Origin of the sequence: Streptomyces flavovariabilis (genome assembly GCF_000725785.1) — a bacterium.
In the GTDB taxonomy this organism is placed as follows: Bacteria; Actinomycetota; Actinomycetes; order Streptomycetales; family Streptomycetaceae; genus Streptomyces; species Streptomyces hawaiiensis.
This window is the reverse complement of sequence record NZ_JNXD01000023.1, coordinates 43,631-57,882: the sequence shown is the minus strand read 5'-3', so window position 1 is coordinate 57,882 and position 14,252 is coordinate 43,631. Positions and strand designations below refer to the sequence as shown.

The window sequence follows — 14,252 nt, the reverse complement described above, 5'->3', positions numbered from 1 at the left end:
TTACGCCCGATCCCCTGAACTGAAACGGGGTTCGACAGCACGGTTTGGATCATTTTCCGAACCGGCCGCAACGACCGCTCCCTGGCCGGGAGCTGCGACTACCCGTCCTGTCGCGGTCAAAACCAGCAGAGACACGCCACCGGCGACACCCGGTACCGCGAAGCCCCACAGAGCTCCGCCCGCCTCGACCACGGGCCCCGCGACGCCCGTTCCGACCGAGTGGCCCACGGTGAACGTCGTCACCAGCCAGGAGAACGCCTCGGTGACCGTACCGCGCGGCGCGTGCCGGTCGACCAGGACGAACGCGCACGCGATGGCGGGCGCGAGGAAGACCCCGGCGAGCGCGGTCAGCGCCACCATCGGCACCGCGTCCGGCATGAGCATCAGCGGGAGGTAGCACACCACCAGAAGCCCCACCAGCACCCGCAGTCGCCGCGCCGGCTCACCGGCCCACTGCCGGGCCCCGTAGACGGCCCCGCCGACCAGCGCCCCGAAGCCCAGGGCGGCCATCAGCCACCCGTACACGGCGTCCCCGCCGTGGTCGTCCGCGTAGGGCACCGAGGCGACCGTGATGGAGCCGAGCGCCATCCCGATGAACAGGAACGCCGCCAGCAGCGCCAGCAGCCCCGGTGAGCGCAGCGCGCCGAGCCAGTGCGCCTCGCGCGGCGCCGACCGCCACGCGCGCGAGGGCTGCGACACCACCACGGACAGCGCTCCCAGCACGCCGACCACGTTCAGCACGAGCAGCGCGGCCTGGGCCGACCACAGGGACACGCACAGCATCACGAGCAGCGGCCCGACGGTGAACATCACCTCCTGGGCCACGGCGTCCATGGCGTACGCCGTGTGCACCTGGTCCTCCCGCTTCAGGACGGAGGGCCACAGAGCCCGCAGCCCGCCCTCCAGGGGCGGCGTGAAGAGCCCGGCGCCGGCGACGGCGGCGTAGGCGAGCGGCAGCGACCCGATCCCGGAGAAGGCGAAGACGGCCATGGCGAGCCCGGAGAGGACGGCCGCAGGAAGCTGCACACGGGGCTGCCCGCGCAGGTCCACGATCCTGCCCAGCACGGGCTGCCCCACGGCATTGGCGACCCCGTAGACGGCCGCCAGGGCCCCCGCCAGGCTGTACGTCCCGCCCTCGGCCCGGACGAACAGCACGATCGCGATGGCCGCCGTGGCATTGGGCAGCCGGCCCACCAGCGTGCCGACGAGCAGCCGGGCGGCGTGTCGCGCCCGAAGGATCTCCAGGTATCCCGTGGCCATGTCCCCGCCCTAGGTTTTACGTATAACGTCAGCTTCCATACGTACCATGGCCGCTGTTCACGAGTCCAGACGAAGGAGCAGGCCGACAGTGGCACGAGGCAGCACCCGCCCCACGAGCCGGGACGTCGCCCAGGCCGCCGGCGTCTCCCAGGCGGCCGTGTCCCTCGTCCTGGGCGACAAGTGGCGCGGCCGCGTCTCGGAAACGACCGCCGAACGCGTCCGCGAGGCCGCACGCGACCTCGGCTACCGACCGAACCTGGCCGCCCGCAACCTGCGCCTGGGCCGCACTCGTACCGTCCTCCTGGTCGTCCCGGCCCTCACCACGGAGTTCTTCGCCGGCGTCTACACGGGTGCCGCCCGCGTCGCCGCCGAACACGGCTTCGGCGTGGTCCTCTACCCCTCCCCCGAAGGCATCGGCCCCGCCCGCGACCCCTTCGCCTCCGCGCAGGCCGCACTGGACGGCGTGATCGCCTCCTCCATGGCCGCGGACGCGCTGACCGCCATCCGAGGCGAGGCACTCCCCCTGGTGATGCTGGACAGCGACCCCGCCGGAAGCCTGGGCGCCGCGACGGTGAACCTGGACATCGCCGACGGCATCCGCCAGGCCGCGGAGCACCTGCTGTCCCTGGGCCACCGCCACTTCCTCCATCTGGCCGCGGACGTCCCCTCCTGGACCTTCGACGTACGAGCCCGGGAACTGGCCGCGCGGCTGGCAGAGGTATCCGGCACCTCGGTCCGCACGGCCCGCTCCCCCATCCACATCGAGGGAGCGGTGACCGCCGCCGAAGCGGCGCTCTCAGCCCCCGGCCCTCGCCCCACCGCCGTGATCTGCGACGACGACCAGCTGGCGGCCGGCACGTACAAGGCGGCCCGCCGTCTGGGCCTGCGCATCCCGGACGACCTGTCGGTCACGGGCGTCGACGACCTGGCCCTTGCCACGGCCATGGACCCGGAACTGACGACGGTCCACCTGAACGCAGAGCTGTTCGGCGAGCGGGGCATGCGGGCGCTGCTGGCCGTACTGGAGGGCCGTGCACCGGAGGCAGGCGACATCCCGGTCCAGCTGGTGCTCCGAGGCTCCACGGCCGGTCCGCGTTAGCGGTGCTGGGCGTCGATGCCAGGACCGGGGGTGGGTGCGCAACCCGGCGTGACGGGGTGCCGCCCGCGCCCACCCGTGCCGCCCCAGGCGGCACGCATGCCCGCAGGATGGGCGGACCGGCACCCGCGTACGGCGAGAAGGGGCTGTGTCGGGGGGTGTCCGCCCACAGCTGGTTGGCGCGTCAACGGACAGTCAGTTGGTTCCCAAGCCCATCGCGCCGTTCCGAGGACGGACACCCCCCGACCCACCCCCGCACAGCGACGCGCCCCGGCCACATCCGGCCAGGGCGCGTCGCATCACGACAGAACCATCAGAACTACTCGGCGTCCTCCGACGCCGAGTCCTCCGTACCGCCACCGAGCAGCCGCGACAGCTGGGGCCCGGTGATCCGCCTGAACTTGCGCTTCTGCGGTCGTGTGCGGTCCAGCACCGCCACCTCCAGCCGCTCCGCGGGAATCTCCCGCTCGCTGCCGTTGGTATCGCGGGACAGCGCCTGCACCGCCAGCTTCAGCGCCTCCGCGAGCGTCATGCCCTCCCGGTGGCGCTGGTCCAGATAACTGCTGATCTGCTCGGCGTTGCCGCCCACCGCGACCGAGCCGTGCTCGTCCACGATGGACCCGTCGTGCGGCAGCCGGTAGATCTGGTCACCCTCGGGCGTCTCCCCGACCTCGGCGACGACAAGCTCCACCTCGTACGGCTTCTCCGCGGCACTGGAGAAGATCGTGCCCAGCGTCTGCGCGTAGACGTTCGCCAGGCCCCGGGCCGTCACATCGTCCCGGTCGTAGGTGTAACCCCGCAGGTCGGCGTAGCGCACGCCGCCGATCCGCAGGTTCTCGTACTCGTTGTACTTGCCGGCGGCCGCGAAGCCGATCCGGTCGTAGATCTCGCTGAACTTGTGCAGCGCACGGGACGGGTTCTCGCCGACGAAGACGATGCCGTCGGCGAACTGCAGCACGACCAGGCTGCGACCACGGGCAATGCCCTTGCGGGCGTACTCCGCCCGGTCGGCCATGGCCTGCTGGGGGGAGACATAGAACGGCGTCGACACCGGTTATCCGTCCCTCTCTTGAAGATTCCGTCGGTTCACTGGACCACCCTCACGAAGACGATCGCCGCTACAGCAGCGCGGCCCGCGGCCCGTCGGGCTGCTCCAGCCGCCGCTCGAGAATCGAGCGCGCGATCTCGGACGCCTCGCTGTCGGTGAGCCGACGGAAACCGTCGTCGGTGATCACGGTGACGATGGGATAGATCCGGCGGGCGACATCGGGACCGCCGGTCGCCGAGTCGTCGTCTGCCGCGTCGTAGAGCGCCTGGATCACGAGCGTGGTGGCCTCGGCCTCGCTGAGGTCGTCCCGGAAGAGCTTCTTCATCGCGCCACGCGCGAAGATCGACCCGGAACCGGTGGCCGCGTAGTTCTGCTCCTCGGAGCGGCCGCCGGTGACGTCGTAGGAGAAGATGCGGCCCTTGCCGCGGTCCACGTCGTACCCCGCGAACAGCGGCACCACGGCCAGGCCCTGCATGGCCATGCCGAGGTTGGAGCGGATCATCGTCGACAGCCGGTTCGCCTTGCCCTCGAGGGACAGCTGCGCGCCCTCGACCTTCTCGAAGTGCTCCAGCTCCAGCTGGAACAGCTTCACCATCTCCACGGCCAGGCCCGCCGTACCGGCGATGCCCACCGCCGAGTACTCGTCGGCCGGGAAGACCTTCTCGATGTCCCGCTGCGCGATGACGTTGCCCATGGTCGCCCGCCGGTCACCGGCGAGCACCACACCGCCGGGGAACGTCGCCGCGACGATCGTCGTCCCGTGCGGCGCCTCGATCACGCCCTGGGTGGGAGGCAGTTGCCGGTTGCCGGGCAGGATCTCCGGCTGGTGCTCGGACAGGAAGTCCATGAAGGAGGAAGACCCTGGCGTCAGGAAGGCAGCTGGTAGACGCCCGGTGCTACGAGTGTTGGCTTCCACGCGATTCCTTCCACGTATGCGACAGCCCGCCCTGTGACGTCGGGCCGATCCTTGGAACAACCCCGGTCCGGTTGCCACCGGGGGCTCGGTATGCCTCGGACCCTACCCGTCCTTCGGCGGTGATCCACATGCCCGGCGGGACCAACTCCGCCGGGGCGACGCCGCACTTGCCCGCCGCCCACACCGGGCGGGCCGGCGGGCTCCGGAGCCCGCCGGCGCCCGGAGCGCCGCACACGAGGGCATCACGTCAAACCCTGCCCCGCGCGCAGCGCTCCGCGCTCGGCTCGTCCGTCACCACGCACCCCGTTCACCTTCGGAGTGAAGGCTCAGGCGCCTTACTGGCCACCCTTTTGAACGAAGGACCGCACGAAGTCCTCTGCGTTCTCCTCGAGTACGTCGTCGATCTCGTCCAGAACCGAGTCCACGTCGTCGCTCAGCTTCTCCTGACGCTCCTTGAGGTCCTCGGAAGCCTGCGTCTCCGCCGCCTGCTCCTCGACCTCCTCGGTGGACCGGGTGGCCTTCTGCTGTCCGCCGCCGGTGTCCTTGGTCGCCATATCCCTCACCCCGCTCGGTTCGCCCGACACAGTTGCTCGGTCAAGATCAGACCCTACTCGCCGGGTCTGACAATGGCCCCGCAGTTGCTCCAACGTACGGGGACCACCTCGATGATTCCCGGACCAGGGATTTTCCACCCTGCCCGGCCGGCTCCCGACGAGTACCCGCTCAACGCGTTCACCCGCCCGACAGGACCCTGACCAGGTCTTCCGCGGTGCGGCAGCGGTCCAGGAGCTCCTTGACGTGATTACGCGTTCCGCGAAGCGGTTCCAGGGTTGGGACGCGCTGCAGCGAGTCCCGGCCCGGCAGATCGAAGATCACCGAGTCCCAGGAGGCCGCGGCGACGTCGTCCGCGTACTGCTCCAGGCAGCGGCCGCGGAAGTACGCCCGGGTGTCCTCCGGCGGCACCGTACGGGCCCGCTCGACGTCGGCGTCGGTCAGCAGCCGCTTCATGCGCCCACGGGCCACCAGACGGTTGTACAGGCCCTTCTCGGGCCGTACGTCGGCGTACTGGAGGTCGACCAGGTGCAGTCGCGGCGCGTCCCAGTCGAGGCTGTCCCGGCGCCGGTAGCCCTCCATGAGCTCCCGCTTGGCGACCCAGTCCAGCTCTCCGGCCAGACTCATCGGGTCGTGCTCCAGACGGGTGAGGGTGTCCTCCCAGCGGGACAGGACGTCCTTGGTCTGGTCGTCGGCGTCGGCCCCGAACCGCTCCTCCACGTACTTGCGCGCCAGCTCGTAGTACTCCATCTGCAGCTGGACCGCCGTGAGCGTACGGCCGCTGCGGAGCGTGACCAGGCGCTTCAGGGACGGGTCGTGGGAGACCTGGTGGAGCGTACGGACGGGCTGGTCGACCGCCAGGTCGACGGCGATGAAACCGTCCTCGATCATCGACAGCACCAGCGAGGTCGTGCCCAGCTTGAGATAAGTCGAGATCTCGGAGAGGTTCGCGTCGCCGATGATCACATGCAGGCGCCGGTACTTCTCGGCGTCCGCGTGCGGCTCGTCGCGGGTGTTGATGATCGGGCGCTTCAGCGTCGTCTCGAGGCCCACCTCGACCTCGAAGTAGTCGGCTCGCTGGCTGAGCTGGAAGCCGTGCTCGTGCCCGTCCTGGCCGATGCCGACGCGGCCCGCTCCGGCGAAGACCTGACGGGAGACGAAGAACGGCGTCAGGTGGCGCACGATGTCCGAGAAGGGGGTCTCCCGCTTCATCAGGTAGTTCTCGTGCGTGCCGTAGGACGCGCCCTTGTTGTCGGTGTTGTTCTTGTACAGGTGGATCGGCTGGGCACCGGGCAGCTGGGCGGCCCGTTCCGCGGCCTCGGCCATGATCCGCTCGCCGGCCTTGTCCCAGAGGACGGCGTCCCGGGGATTGGTCACCTCGGGGGAGCTGTACTCGGGGTGTGCGTGGTCGACGTAGAGCCGTGCCCCGTTGGTGAGGATGACGTTGGCCAGGCCGATGTCCTCGTCGGTGAGCTGGCTGGAGTCGGCGGCCTCGCGGGCGAGGTCGAAGCCTCGCGCGTCCCGCAGCGGGTTCTCCTCCTCGAAGTCCCATCGGGCCCGCCGGGCCCGGTGCATCGCCGCCGCGTAGGCGTTCACGATCTGGGACGAGGTGAGCATGGCATTGGCGTTGGGGTGGCCGGGGACGGAGATCCCGTACTCCGTCTCGATGCCCATTACTCGCCGTACGGTCATGCGGCCCTCCTTGCCCGGCGGCACCCTCGGTCGTGGGCGCCACTCAGATACCGCTGGCGCTCGGTTGCGTGTGCGGTGCCCGTCCCCGCACTGCGCGACTCGGCGGTACGCAAGAGCCTAGAACGCCTTTGCGCTGGTGGGGAGATCATTTGCGTCATTGCGTTGCTCCAGCCGTGGCCTGAAAAACAGTCGGCTGCGGGTACCCGCCTAGGGCACCCGCAGCCGCCCTGCCTTTTACAGGTACTGACCGGTGTTCGCCACCGTGTCGATGGAGCGTCCGGTGTCCGAGCCCTGCTTTCCGGTGATGAGCGTACGGATGTACACGATCCGTTCGCCCTTCTTTCCGGAGATCCGGGCCCAGTCGTCCGGGTTGGTGGTGTTGGGCAGGTCCTCGTTCTCCTTGAACTCGTCCACGCAGGCCTGGAGGAGGTGGGAGACGCGCAGGCCCTTCTGGTTCTTCTCGAGGAAGTCCTTGATGGCCATCTTCTTGGCGCGGCCGACGATGTTCTCGATCATGGCGCCGGAGTTGAAGTCCTTGAAGTAGAGGACTTCCTTGTCACCGTTGGCGTAGGTGACCTCGAGGAAGCGGTTCTCCTCGGATTCGGTGTACATGTGTTCCACGGCCGTCTGGATCATGCTCTGGACGGTGGTGGCCTTACTGCCGCCGTGCTCGCCGAGGTCGTCGGAGTGCAGCGGGAGGCGCTCGGTGAGGTACTTGCCGAAGATGTCCTTCGCCGCCTCGGCGTCGGGACGCTCGATCTTGATCTTCACGTCCAGGCGGCCGGGCCGCAGGATGGCGGGGTCGATCATGTCCTCGCGGTTGGAGGCACCGATCACGACCACGTTCTGCAGGCCCTCCACACCGTCGATCTCGGCGAGCAGCTGCGGGACGATGGTGTTCTCCACGTCCGAGCTGACACCGGAGCCTCGGGTGCGGAACAGGGACTCCATCTCGTCGAAGAAGACGATGACGGGGGTGCCCTCGCTGGCCTTCTCGCGAGCACGCTGGAAGACGAGGCGGATCTGCCGCTCGGTCTCGCCGACGTACTTGTTCAGGAGCTCGGGGCCCTTGATGTTGAGGAAGAAGCTCTTGCCGGCGGCCTGGCCGGTGACCTCGGCGACCTTCTTGGCCAGCGAGTTGGCGACGGCTTTGGCGATGAGCGTCTTGCCGCATCCGGGAGGGCCGTAGAGCAGGACGCCCTTGGGCGGGCGCAGCTCGTGCTCCTTGAACAGGTCCGGGTAGAGGTACGGCAGCTCGACCGCGTCGCGGATGGCCTCGATCTGGCCGCCGAGACCGCCGATCTGCTCGTAGCCGATGTCGGGGACTTCTTCGAGGACGAGTTCCTCGACCTCGCTCTTCGGCACGACCTCGTAGACGTAGCCGGAGCGGGGTTCGAGCAGGAGGGCGTCGCCGGGGCGGATGGTGACGTCCAGCAGTGGCTCGGCGAGCCGTACCACCCGCTCCTCGTCGGTGTGTCCGAGCACCAGGGCTCGCTCGCCGTCCTCGAGGATCTCCTTGAGGGTGACGATGTCACCGACGCGCTCGAACTCCATGGCGTCGACCACGTTGAGCGCTTCGTTGAGCATTACTTCCTGGCCGCGCCGGAGCTCCTCGAGCTCGACGCTGGGGCTGACGTTCACCCTGAGCTTGCGGCCGCCGGTGAAGATGTCGGCGGTGCCGTCCTCGTTGGCCGTCAGGAAGACACCGAAGCCGGCCGGCGGCTGTGCGAGCCGGTCGACCTCCTCCTTGAGGGCCACAATCTGGTCACGGGCCTCACGGAGCGTGTTGGCGAGTCGCTCGTTCTGCGCGGACACGCCGGCCAGATTGGTCTGCAGCTCGACGATCCGCTCTTCGAGAATCCTCGTGTGTCGCGGAGAGTCGGCGAGCTTGCGTCGCAGGACGGCGATCTCCTGCTCAAGGTAGGCAATCTGCCCGGCCGGGTCGTCGGACCCGCGTCCCGGGCGGATGCCGCGGTTCATGTCGTCGTCGTGGGCTGCCACGGTCCTCACCTCCTCCAAGGGGAGCTGGACGCTTCCAGACCCTACCTGGGCGGGTGTCGATTGAAACCCCTAGATCACAAAGACGGTCGGGGTGTGTCCGATCTTCACCCTTGCGCTCTCCCTCACGCCAGGGGAATACCCAGCGAACATGATTGGAACCCAGCCGGAGGTAGGGTCGAACTGTTCAACACCCGCCGGAGCTGGCCGGATTCCCGACACGGCTCGGCGGAGAAACGGCAGGAGAGATGAGCGTGCAGCAGGTGGCCGGGGCCGACGGCGCGGAGCTGGAGGTCTGGATCGACCAGGATCTGTGTACCGGTGACGGCATCTGCGCCCAGTACGCGCCCGAGGTGTTCGAGCTGGACATCGACGGGCTGGCCTATGTGAAGAGCGCCGACGACGAGTTGCTCCAGGACAAGGGCGCGACAACGCCCGTTCCCCTGCCGCTCCTCACGGACGTGATCGACTCCGCGAAGGAGTGTCCGGGCGAGTGCATCCACGTACGTCGGGTTTCGGACAGGGCCGAAGTCTACGGACCGGACGTGGAGTGACCACTTCTCCACGTTCCGTCACTGCTGTCTGATATCTCACACGTGCCGTCGCAGGCGCCTCAGACGCTGCGGGCTCCGGCCGGGGTGGAGCGGACGAACGAGCCGCTGTGCCAACGCCATTTCACGTCGCTCTTCTCGTCGGGGCAGCAACGCGGCACGTCGGCCGACGAGTAGCCGAGGAGCGTGGCCGTGACGGCGCCGTCGCGCACGGCGAAGTCGGTGACGGTGGTGCCGTCCTCGGGGTCGAGCAGGGTGGCCACGATCCGCGGCTTGCCGCCTTCGGTGCCGCGCGTGAGGACGTACACGCCGTCGGGCGGGGTGCCCATCGGGGAGTCGCAGTGGACCACGGCCACCGTCTCCGGCCTGCCGTCGCCGTCGAGGTCTCCGGAAGCCCGCTTCTTCACCACGGCCTTCACCGGACCGCAGTCGTTCGGGAACGTCACCGCTGCCGGGTCGGGCGGAGTCATCTGCGCGGGAGCGCTCTTGGTCTCGGGGGTGGCGGACTGGGCCGCCGTCGCCGCGCCGGGCTGCAGGCCCGAGGAGAGGGCCACGACACCCGCGACGGCTGTCGCGGTGGCGAGCCAGTGGATGGGGCGGGTGTGGGTGTGGGCGAGCTCCGGGACGGCGGAAGACTGCACTAGGAGGGTCTCCTGAGGCTGTGCCGGTGGGGTGGCCAGCATGGTGCCACACGTCACACCGCGAGGGAACGGCGGGGTGTGCGCGTCTCGTGCCGGGGCAGCCAGAAGGGTTACGGTGCCTGCCGCTGCGTCAGGGGGCCTGTGCGGGCGGGGCCTCTGCTCGGCACGACGTGGGCCGTGGCGGCCTTCGCAGCAGGTCAACGGCGTTCCGCGAGGGTTCACCCGGGGCGGCAACAAAGAGGCGCCGTGGCGGAGTTCCGGTACGGGTCCGGGAACTCCGCCACGGCGCCTGTGCGTTGGGTGCGGTGACGGGCCGCGTCAGCGGGCGGTGCCGCCGTCGGCGTTGGGGCCTGCGTAGTCCTCGCCGTAGGCGCCCTTGGCGGGGCGGCGGCGGCGCATGGGCGGCTCGACGCCGTCGGCGAGGCGGCGGGCGGTGAGCAGGAAACCGGTGTGGCCGATCATCCGGTGGTCCGGGCGGACTGCCAGGCCCTCGATGTGCCAGTTGCGGATCATCGTCTCCCACGAGGTCGGCTCGTTGAAGCAGCCGATCTCGCGGATGGACTCGACGGTCCGGGCGAGCTGGGTGGTGGTCGCCACGTAGCAGCACAGGATGCCGCCGGGGACGAGCGCCTTGGAGACGGCCTCGAGGCACTCCCAGGGGGCGAGCATGTCGAGGATGACGCGGTCGACGTCGGCGTCGGACAGGTTGTCCTGAAGGTCGCCCACGGTGAGCTGCCAGGCGGGGTGCGGGCCGCCGAAGTAGCGCTCGACGTTCGCCTGGGCGATCTCGGCGAAGTCCGCGCGGCGCTCGTAGCTGTGCAGCATGCCCTGGTCGCCGATGGCCCGCAGCAGGAAGCTGCTGAGCGAGCCGGAGCCGACGCCCGCTTCCACGACGCGCGCGCCGGGGAAGATGTCGGCGAAGGCGAGGATCTGCCCCGCGTCCTTGGGGTAGACCACGGCGGCGCCGCGGGGCATGGACAGGACGTAGTCGGGGAGCAGGGGGCGCAGCGCGAGGTAGGCGACGTTTCCGGTGGTGCGGACAACGCTGCCCTCGGGAGCGCCGATCAGCTCGTCGTGCGGGAAGGAACCCTTGTGGGTGTGGAAGTTCTTCCCGGCCTCGAGCGTGAACGTGTAGTGGCGGCCCTTGGGGTCGGTCAGCTGAACCTGGTCCCCGACCTTGAAGGGCCCGCGCCTGCGGGCGGCACCGGTCGGTTCGGACATGTGACCAGCCTACCGGCCCCGGAGAGGGCCTCCGACCACCCGGACCTGTCGCTCTAGGACGGCCTCGCCATCGCCTTGACGAAGGCGCGCTCCACGTCGGCCGCCGACAGGACGCCGTAGATCTCGCCGGTCTCCTCCACCACCAGGTACTCGGTGGCGGGGGTGGCGCGCAGGGCGTCCAGGAGTTCCTCGCCGGACAGTTCCGCGGAGACGCGCATGCCGTCGGTGAGGTCCTGGGCGAGGCCGCTGACGGCGACCCAGGGACGGCGGTGCTCGGGCACGCCGACGATGGCGGCCTCGCGGACGAGGGACAGGGGCTGGCCGTCGGGGTCGACGACGACCAGGGCGCGGGCCCCGGCGGCGTTGGCGCGGCGCAGGGCTTCCGAGAGCGGGGTGTGGGTCTCGACGGGGACCGCGCGGCGGGTGAGCGTCCGGGCGCGCAGCTCGGGGAGGTGCTCGCGCAGGCGGGCCATGCGCAGGCTGTTGCCGGCGCCGGTCCAGATGATCGCGGCGAGGATGGCGGCGAGCAGGGCGTCGAGGACGGTGTCCATGCCGACGTTGTCGGTGGCGTCGGTGCCGAGGGCGCCGGACTGGGTCAGCAGGGGCAGTCCGATGAGCACGGAGACGGCGAGGGCGCGGCCGACCCAGGCGGCGGCGATGGTGCCCTTCATCGGCTTGCCGGTGATCTTCCAGACGACGGCGCGGAGCATGCGGCCGCCGTCGAGGGGCAGGCCGGGCAGGAGGTTGAACGCGGCCACGATGAGGTTGGAGATCATCAGGCCGGCGAGCAGGACGCCCGGGACGGTGCCGGGGTCCACGGTCTGCATGGCGGCGTAGAAGACGCCGGAGAGGGCGAGGGAGAGCAGGGGCCCGACGAAGGCCAGCACGAACTCCCGGCCGGGGGTCTCGGCTTCCTTCTCGATCTCGGAGACGCCGCCGAAGAACTGGAGCTGGATGCGGCGGACCGGGAGTTTGAAGCGGAGTGCGGCGACCGTGTGGGCCAGTTCGTGGACGAGTACGGAGGCGTAGAAGGCGACCGCGAAGAAGAGGGAGACCAGGTAGCGGGCGGCGCCGAGTTCGGGCAGCACGCGCTCCAGCTGGCCGCCGAACACCCAGGTGATCAGCGCGGCGACGAGGAACCAGCTCGGCGCGACGTACACGGGCACCCCGAAGGGCCGTCCCATGAGCAGCCCGCCGCGGGGCTCCGGCCGCTGGGGCGCGGGGCCCCTGCCTCTGGCGGAGTGGGCGAGGGGGCGGTCGTCGTGGGCGGGGACGGAAGGGTCGGGGTGGCCGGGGCCCGGGGCTGCGGCGGAGGGCTGCTGCCGGCGGTTCGGATCGCCGGAGCCGGGGGCCGGAGCCGGGGCCTGCGCCTTGTGCAGCCGGTCCGCCTCGGGCCGCCCTGCGGCAGAAGCCGACTGCGGGCCGCTGGCGTAGGCGCGGTCGGGGTGTGCGTCGGCCTCCGGCGAACCGCCGCCTCCCTCCCCCTCGGCACGGACGGGTGCCGGCCGCGGTACGTCCGCATCGGCGCGGACGGGTGCCGCGTGCGGGCCGTCGGCGTAGGCGCGGTCGGGGTGTGCGTCGGCCTCCGGCGAACCGCCGCCTCCCTCCCCCTCGGCACGGGCGGATGCCGGCCGCGGTACGTCCGCACCGGCGCGGACGGGTGCCGCGTGCGGGCCGTCGGCATCGGCGCGCTCGGGGTGCGGGGCGGTCTCCGGCGGGTGGTTTGTGTGGTGCTCGGCGGGGGCGGGGGTCGCGTCATGCGGATTCCGCGGGTCCGGCGAAGCGCCGCGCCGGTCCGTCGCCGACTCGTCCCTCGGGGCGTCCGGAGAGCTTGCCGGGGTGCCGGTGGGCGCGGGTTGACCGGTCGGCTCCGGTCCCGGGGTGGACTGCTCGGGAGCGGAACGGTGCTCGTCCGTGGGCTGTTCGTCGGCGGGGGCCGCGTCGGTGGGCCGGGGCGGGAGCCCCTGCCGCTCGGCCGACTCGTCGTTGCCGGACCGCGGCTGCCCGCGCCCGCCGCTCTCGTCCACCGGTGTCCCCTCGTCGAAGCGTCTCCCGCGCCTGCCGGGCGGGAGGGTCTCGAGTCGATGGTATGCGTCCGTCGAGGTGCGCTCCGCCCCGGCACCCCTGTGTTTCCTGTACCTCGGCCTCCTCTCCCGGCTTCCCCCACGGAACGCGGCCGGGTCACTGTCAGTGGCGGGCCGTATGGTCTGGGGCATGGAGACGAGCAGCGAGGGCGCGGCGCCGCCCGGGAGCGGTCCTGCCGCGGCGGCGGATCCGCCGGTCCCGGCGGGGCCCGCGGAGACGGCAGTGCAGACGGCGGCAGAGGCACAGACGGTGGCGGAGGCGGCGGCCGAGACCGCCGCCGTGAGCGACCTCGTGACCGGGTCCACCGCCATACCGCCCGCCTCGCTGTCCCCCTCGCGTGCCAGTGACTTCATGCAGTGCCCGCTGCTGTACCGCTTCCGTGTCATCGACCGGCTGCCGGAGAAGCCGAGCGAGGCGGCGACCCGGGGCACGCTGGTGCACGCGGTTCTGGAGCGGCTCTTCGACGCCCCGGCCGCCGAGCGCACGGCGCCCCGGGCGAAGTCGCTGGTCCCGGGCCAGTGGGACCGGTTGCGCGAGTCGCGGCCGGAGGTCGAGGAGCTGTTCGCCGACGATCCGCAGGGCGAGCGGCTGGCGCGCTGGCTGGGCGAGGCGGAGCAACTCGTCGAGCGCTGGTTCACGCTGGAGGACCCCAGCCGTCTGGAGCCGGCCGAGCGGGAGCTGTTCGTCGAGGCCGAGCTGGAGTCCGGGCTGCGGCTGCGCGGCATCATCGACCGGGTCGACGTGGCCCCCACGGGCGAGGTCCGGATCGTCGACTACAAGACGGGGAAGGCCCCCAGGCCGGAGTACTCCGAGGGCGCCCTGTTCCAGATGAAGTTCTACGCCCTGGTGGTGTGGCGGCTGAAGAACGTGGTCCCCCGGCGGCTCCAGCTGGTCTATCTCGGCAGCGGCCAGGTGCTGACGTACGACCCGGTCCTCGCCGACCTGGAGCGGGTCGAGCGCAAGCTGCTGGCGCTGTGGGAGGCGATCCGGCTGGCCACCGAGACGGGCGACTGGCGGCCGCGCCCCACGAAGCTGTGCGGATGGTGCGACCACCAGGCCCACTGCCCGGAGTTCGGCGGCACTCCCCCGCCGTACCCGCTGCCGGTGCGCGCGGCGGACCTGCCGGGGCAACCGGTGAGGGCGGCTGAGTCCGGCGGGCCCGCCCAGGGCAGAATGGGGCCGGACTAGCGAA

12 protein-coding genes are annotated in these 14,252 nt (G+C 70.9%); 3 read left to right on the top strand and 9 right to left on the bottom strand.

Annotation, left to right across the window (positions count from 1 at the left end):
* Nucleotides 1–1,260 carry an MFS transporter gene (locus IO24_RS0132335; protein ID WP_031141944.1) on the bottom strand — a complete coding sequence of 420 codons (1,260 nt, stop codon included), beginning with the start codon at nucleotides 1,258–1,260 and terminating at the stop codon, nucleotides 1–3.
* Nucleotides 1,261–1,348: 88 nt separating this feature from the next.
* On the opposite strand from IO24_RS0132335, the gene IO24_RS0132330 reads away from it, so the two are divergent.
* The gene (locus IO24_RS0132330; protein ID WP_031141941.1) at nucleotides 1,349–2,359 is read left to right on the top strand and encodes a LacI family DNA-binding transcriptional regulator; all 1,011 of its coding nucleotides are present in this window, start codon (nucleotides 1,349–1,351) and stop codon (nucleotides 2,357–2,359) included.
* Nucleotides 2,360–2,675: 316 nt separating this feature from the next.
* Here the strand turns inward: IO24_RS0132330 and prcA are convergent, their stop codons facing one another.
* From prcA to arc, 5 genes are all read right to left on the bottom strand, one after another.
* Nucleotides 2,676–3,407: a proteasome subunit alpha gene (gene prcA, locus IO24_RS0132325; protein WP_031141939.1), complete on the bottom strand. Its 732-nt coding sequence runs from the start codon at nucleotides 3,405–3,407 to the stop codon at nucleotides 2,676–2,678.
* Nucleotides 3,408–3,474: 67 nt separating this feature from the next.
* Entirely contained in the window at nucleotides 3,475–4,320 is an 846-nt protein-coding gene (gene prcB, locus IO24_RS0132320) for a proteasome subunit beta (RefSeq protein WP_031141937.1), read from the bottom strand.
* A gap of 335 nt (nucleotides 4,321–4,655) precedes the next feature.
* Nucleotides 4,656–4,874 carry a ubiquitin-like protein Pup gene (locus tag IO24_RS0132315; RefSeq protein ID WP_019757212.1) on the bottom strand — a complete coding sequence of 73 codons (219 nt, stop codon included), beginning with the start codon at nucleotides 4,872–4,874 and terminating at the stop codon, nucleotides 4,656–4,658.
* Between the two features lie 178 nt (nucleotides 4,875–5,052).
* Nucleotides 5,053–6,564, bottom strand: a complete 1,512-nt coding sequence (gene dop / locus IO24_RS0132310; protein ID WP_338055599.1) for a depupylase/deamidase Dop — start codon at nucleotides 6,562–6,564, stop codon at nucleotides 5,053–5,055.
* A gap of 234 nt (nucleotides 6,565–6,798) precedes the next feature.
* On the bottom strand, nucleotides 6,799–8,565 hold the full coding sequence (arc, locus tag IO24_RS0132305; RefSeq protein ID WP_031141919.1) for a proteasome ATPase: 1,767 nt from the start codon (nucleotides 8,563–8,565) through the stop codon (nucleotides 6,799–6,801).
* A gap of 245 nt (nucleotides 8,566–8,810) precedes the next feature.
* On the opposite strand from arc, the gene IO24_RS0132300 reads away from it, so the two are divergent.
* A complete protein-coding gene (locus IO24_RS0132300) occupies nucleotides 8,811–9,116 on the top strand; it encodes a ferredoxin (protein ID WP_031141917.1) in 306 nt (101 codons plus the stop codon).
* Between the two features lie 59 nt (nucleotides 9,117–9,175).
* On the opposite strand, the gene IO24_RS0132295 is transcribed toward IO24_RS0132300, so the two are convergent.
* From IO24_RS0132295 to IO24_RS0132285, 3 genes are all read right to left on the bottom strand, one after another.
* The gene (locus IO24_RS0132295; protein ID WP_031141915.1) at nucleotides 9,176–9,754 is read right to left on the bottom strand and encodes a hypothetical protein; all 579 of its coding nucleotides are present in this window, start codon (nucleotides 9,752–9,754) and stop codon (nucleotides 9,176–9,178) included.
* 318 nt (nucleotides 9,755–10,072) lie between these two features.
* Nucleotides 10,073–10,975 (bottom strand): tRNA (adenine-N1)-methyltransferase, encoded by a 903-nt coding sequence (locus tag IO24_RS0132290; protein ID WP_031141913.1) that lies wholly within the window; start codon nucleotides 10,973–10,975, stop codon nucleotides 10,073–10,075.
* Nucleotides 10,976–11,028: 53 nt separating this feature from the next.
* The gene (locus IO24_RS0132285; RefSeq protein ID WP_031141911.1) at nucleotides 11,029–13,002 is read right to left on the bottom strand and encodes a site-2 protease family protein; all 1,974 of its coding nucleotides are present in this window, start codon (nucleotides 13,000–13,002) and stop codon (nucleotides 11,029–11,031) included.
* 187 nt (nucleotides 13,003–13,189) lie between these two features.
* On the opposite strand from IO24_RS0132285, the gene IO24_RS0132280 reads away from it, so the two are divergent.
* Nucleotides 13,190–14,248, top strand: coding sequence for a RecB family exonuclease (locus IO24_RS0132280; RefSeq protein WP_031141909.1), 1,059 nt, complete (start codon nucleotides 13,190–13,192; stop codon nucleotides 14,246–14,248).
* Nucleotides 14,249–14,252 lie beyond the last annotated feature (4 nt).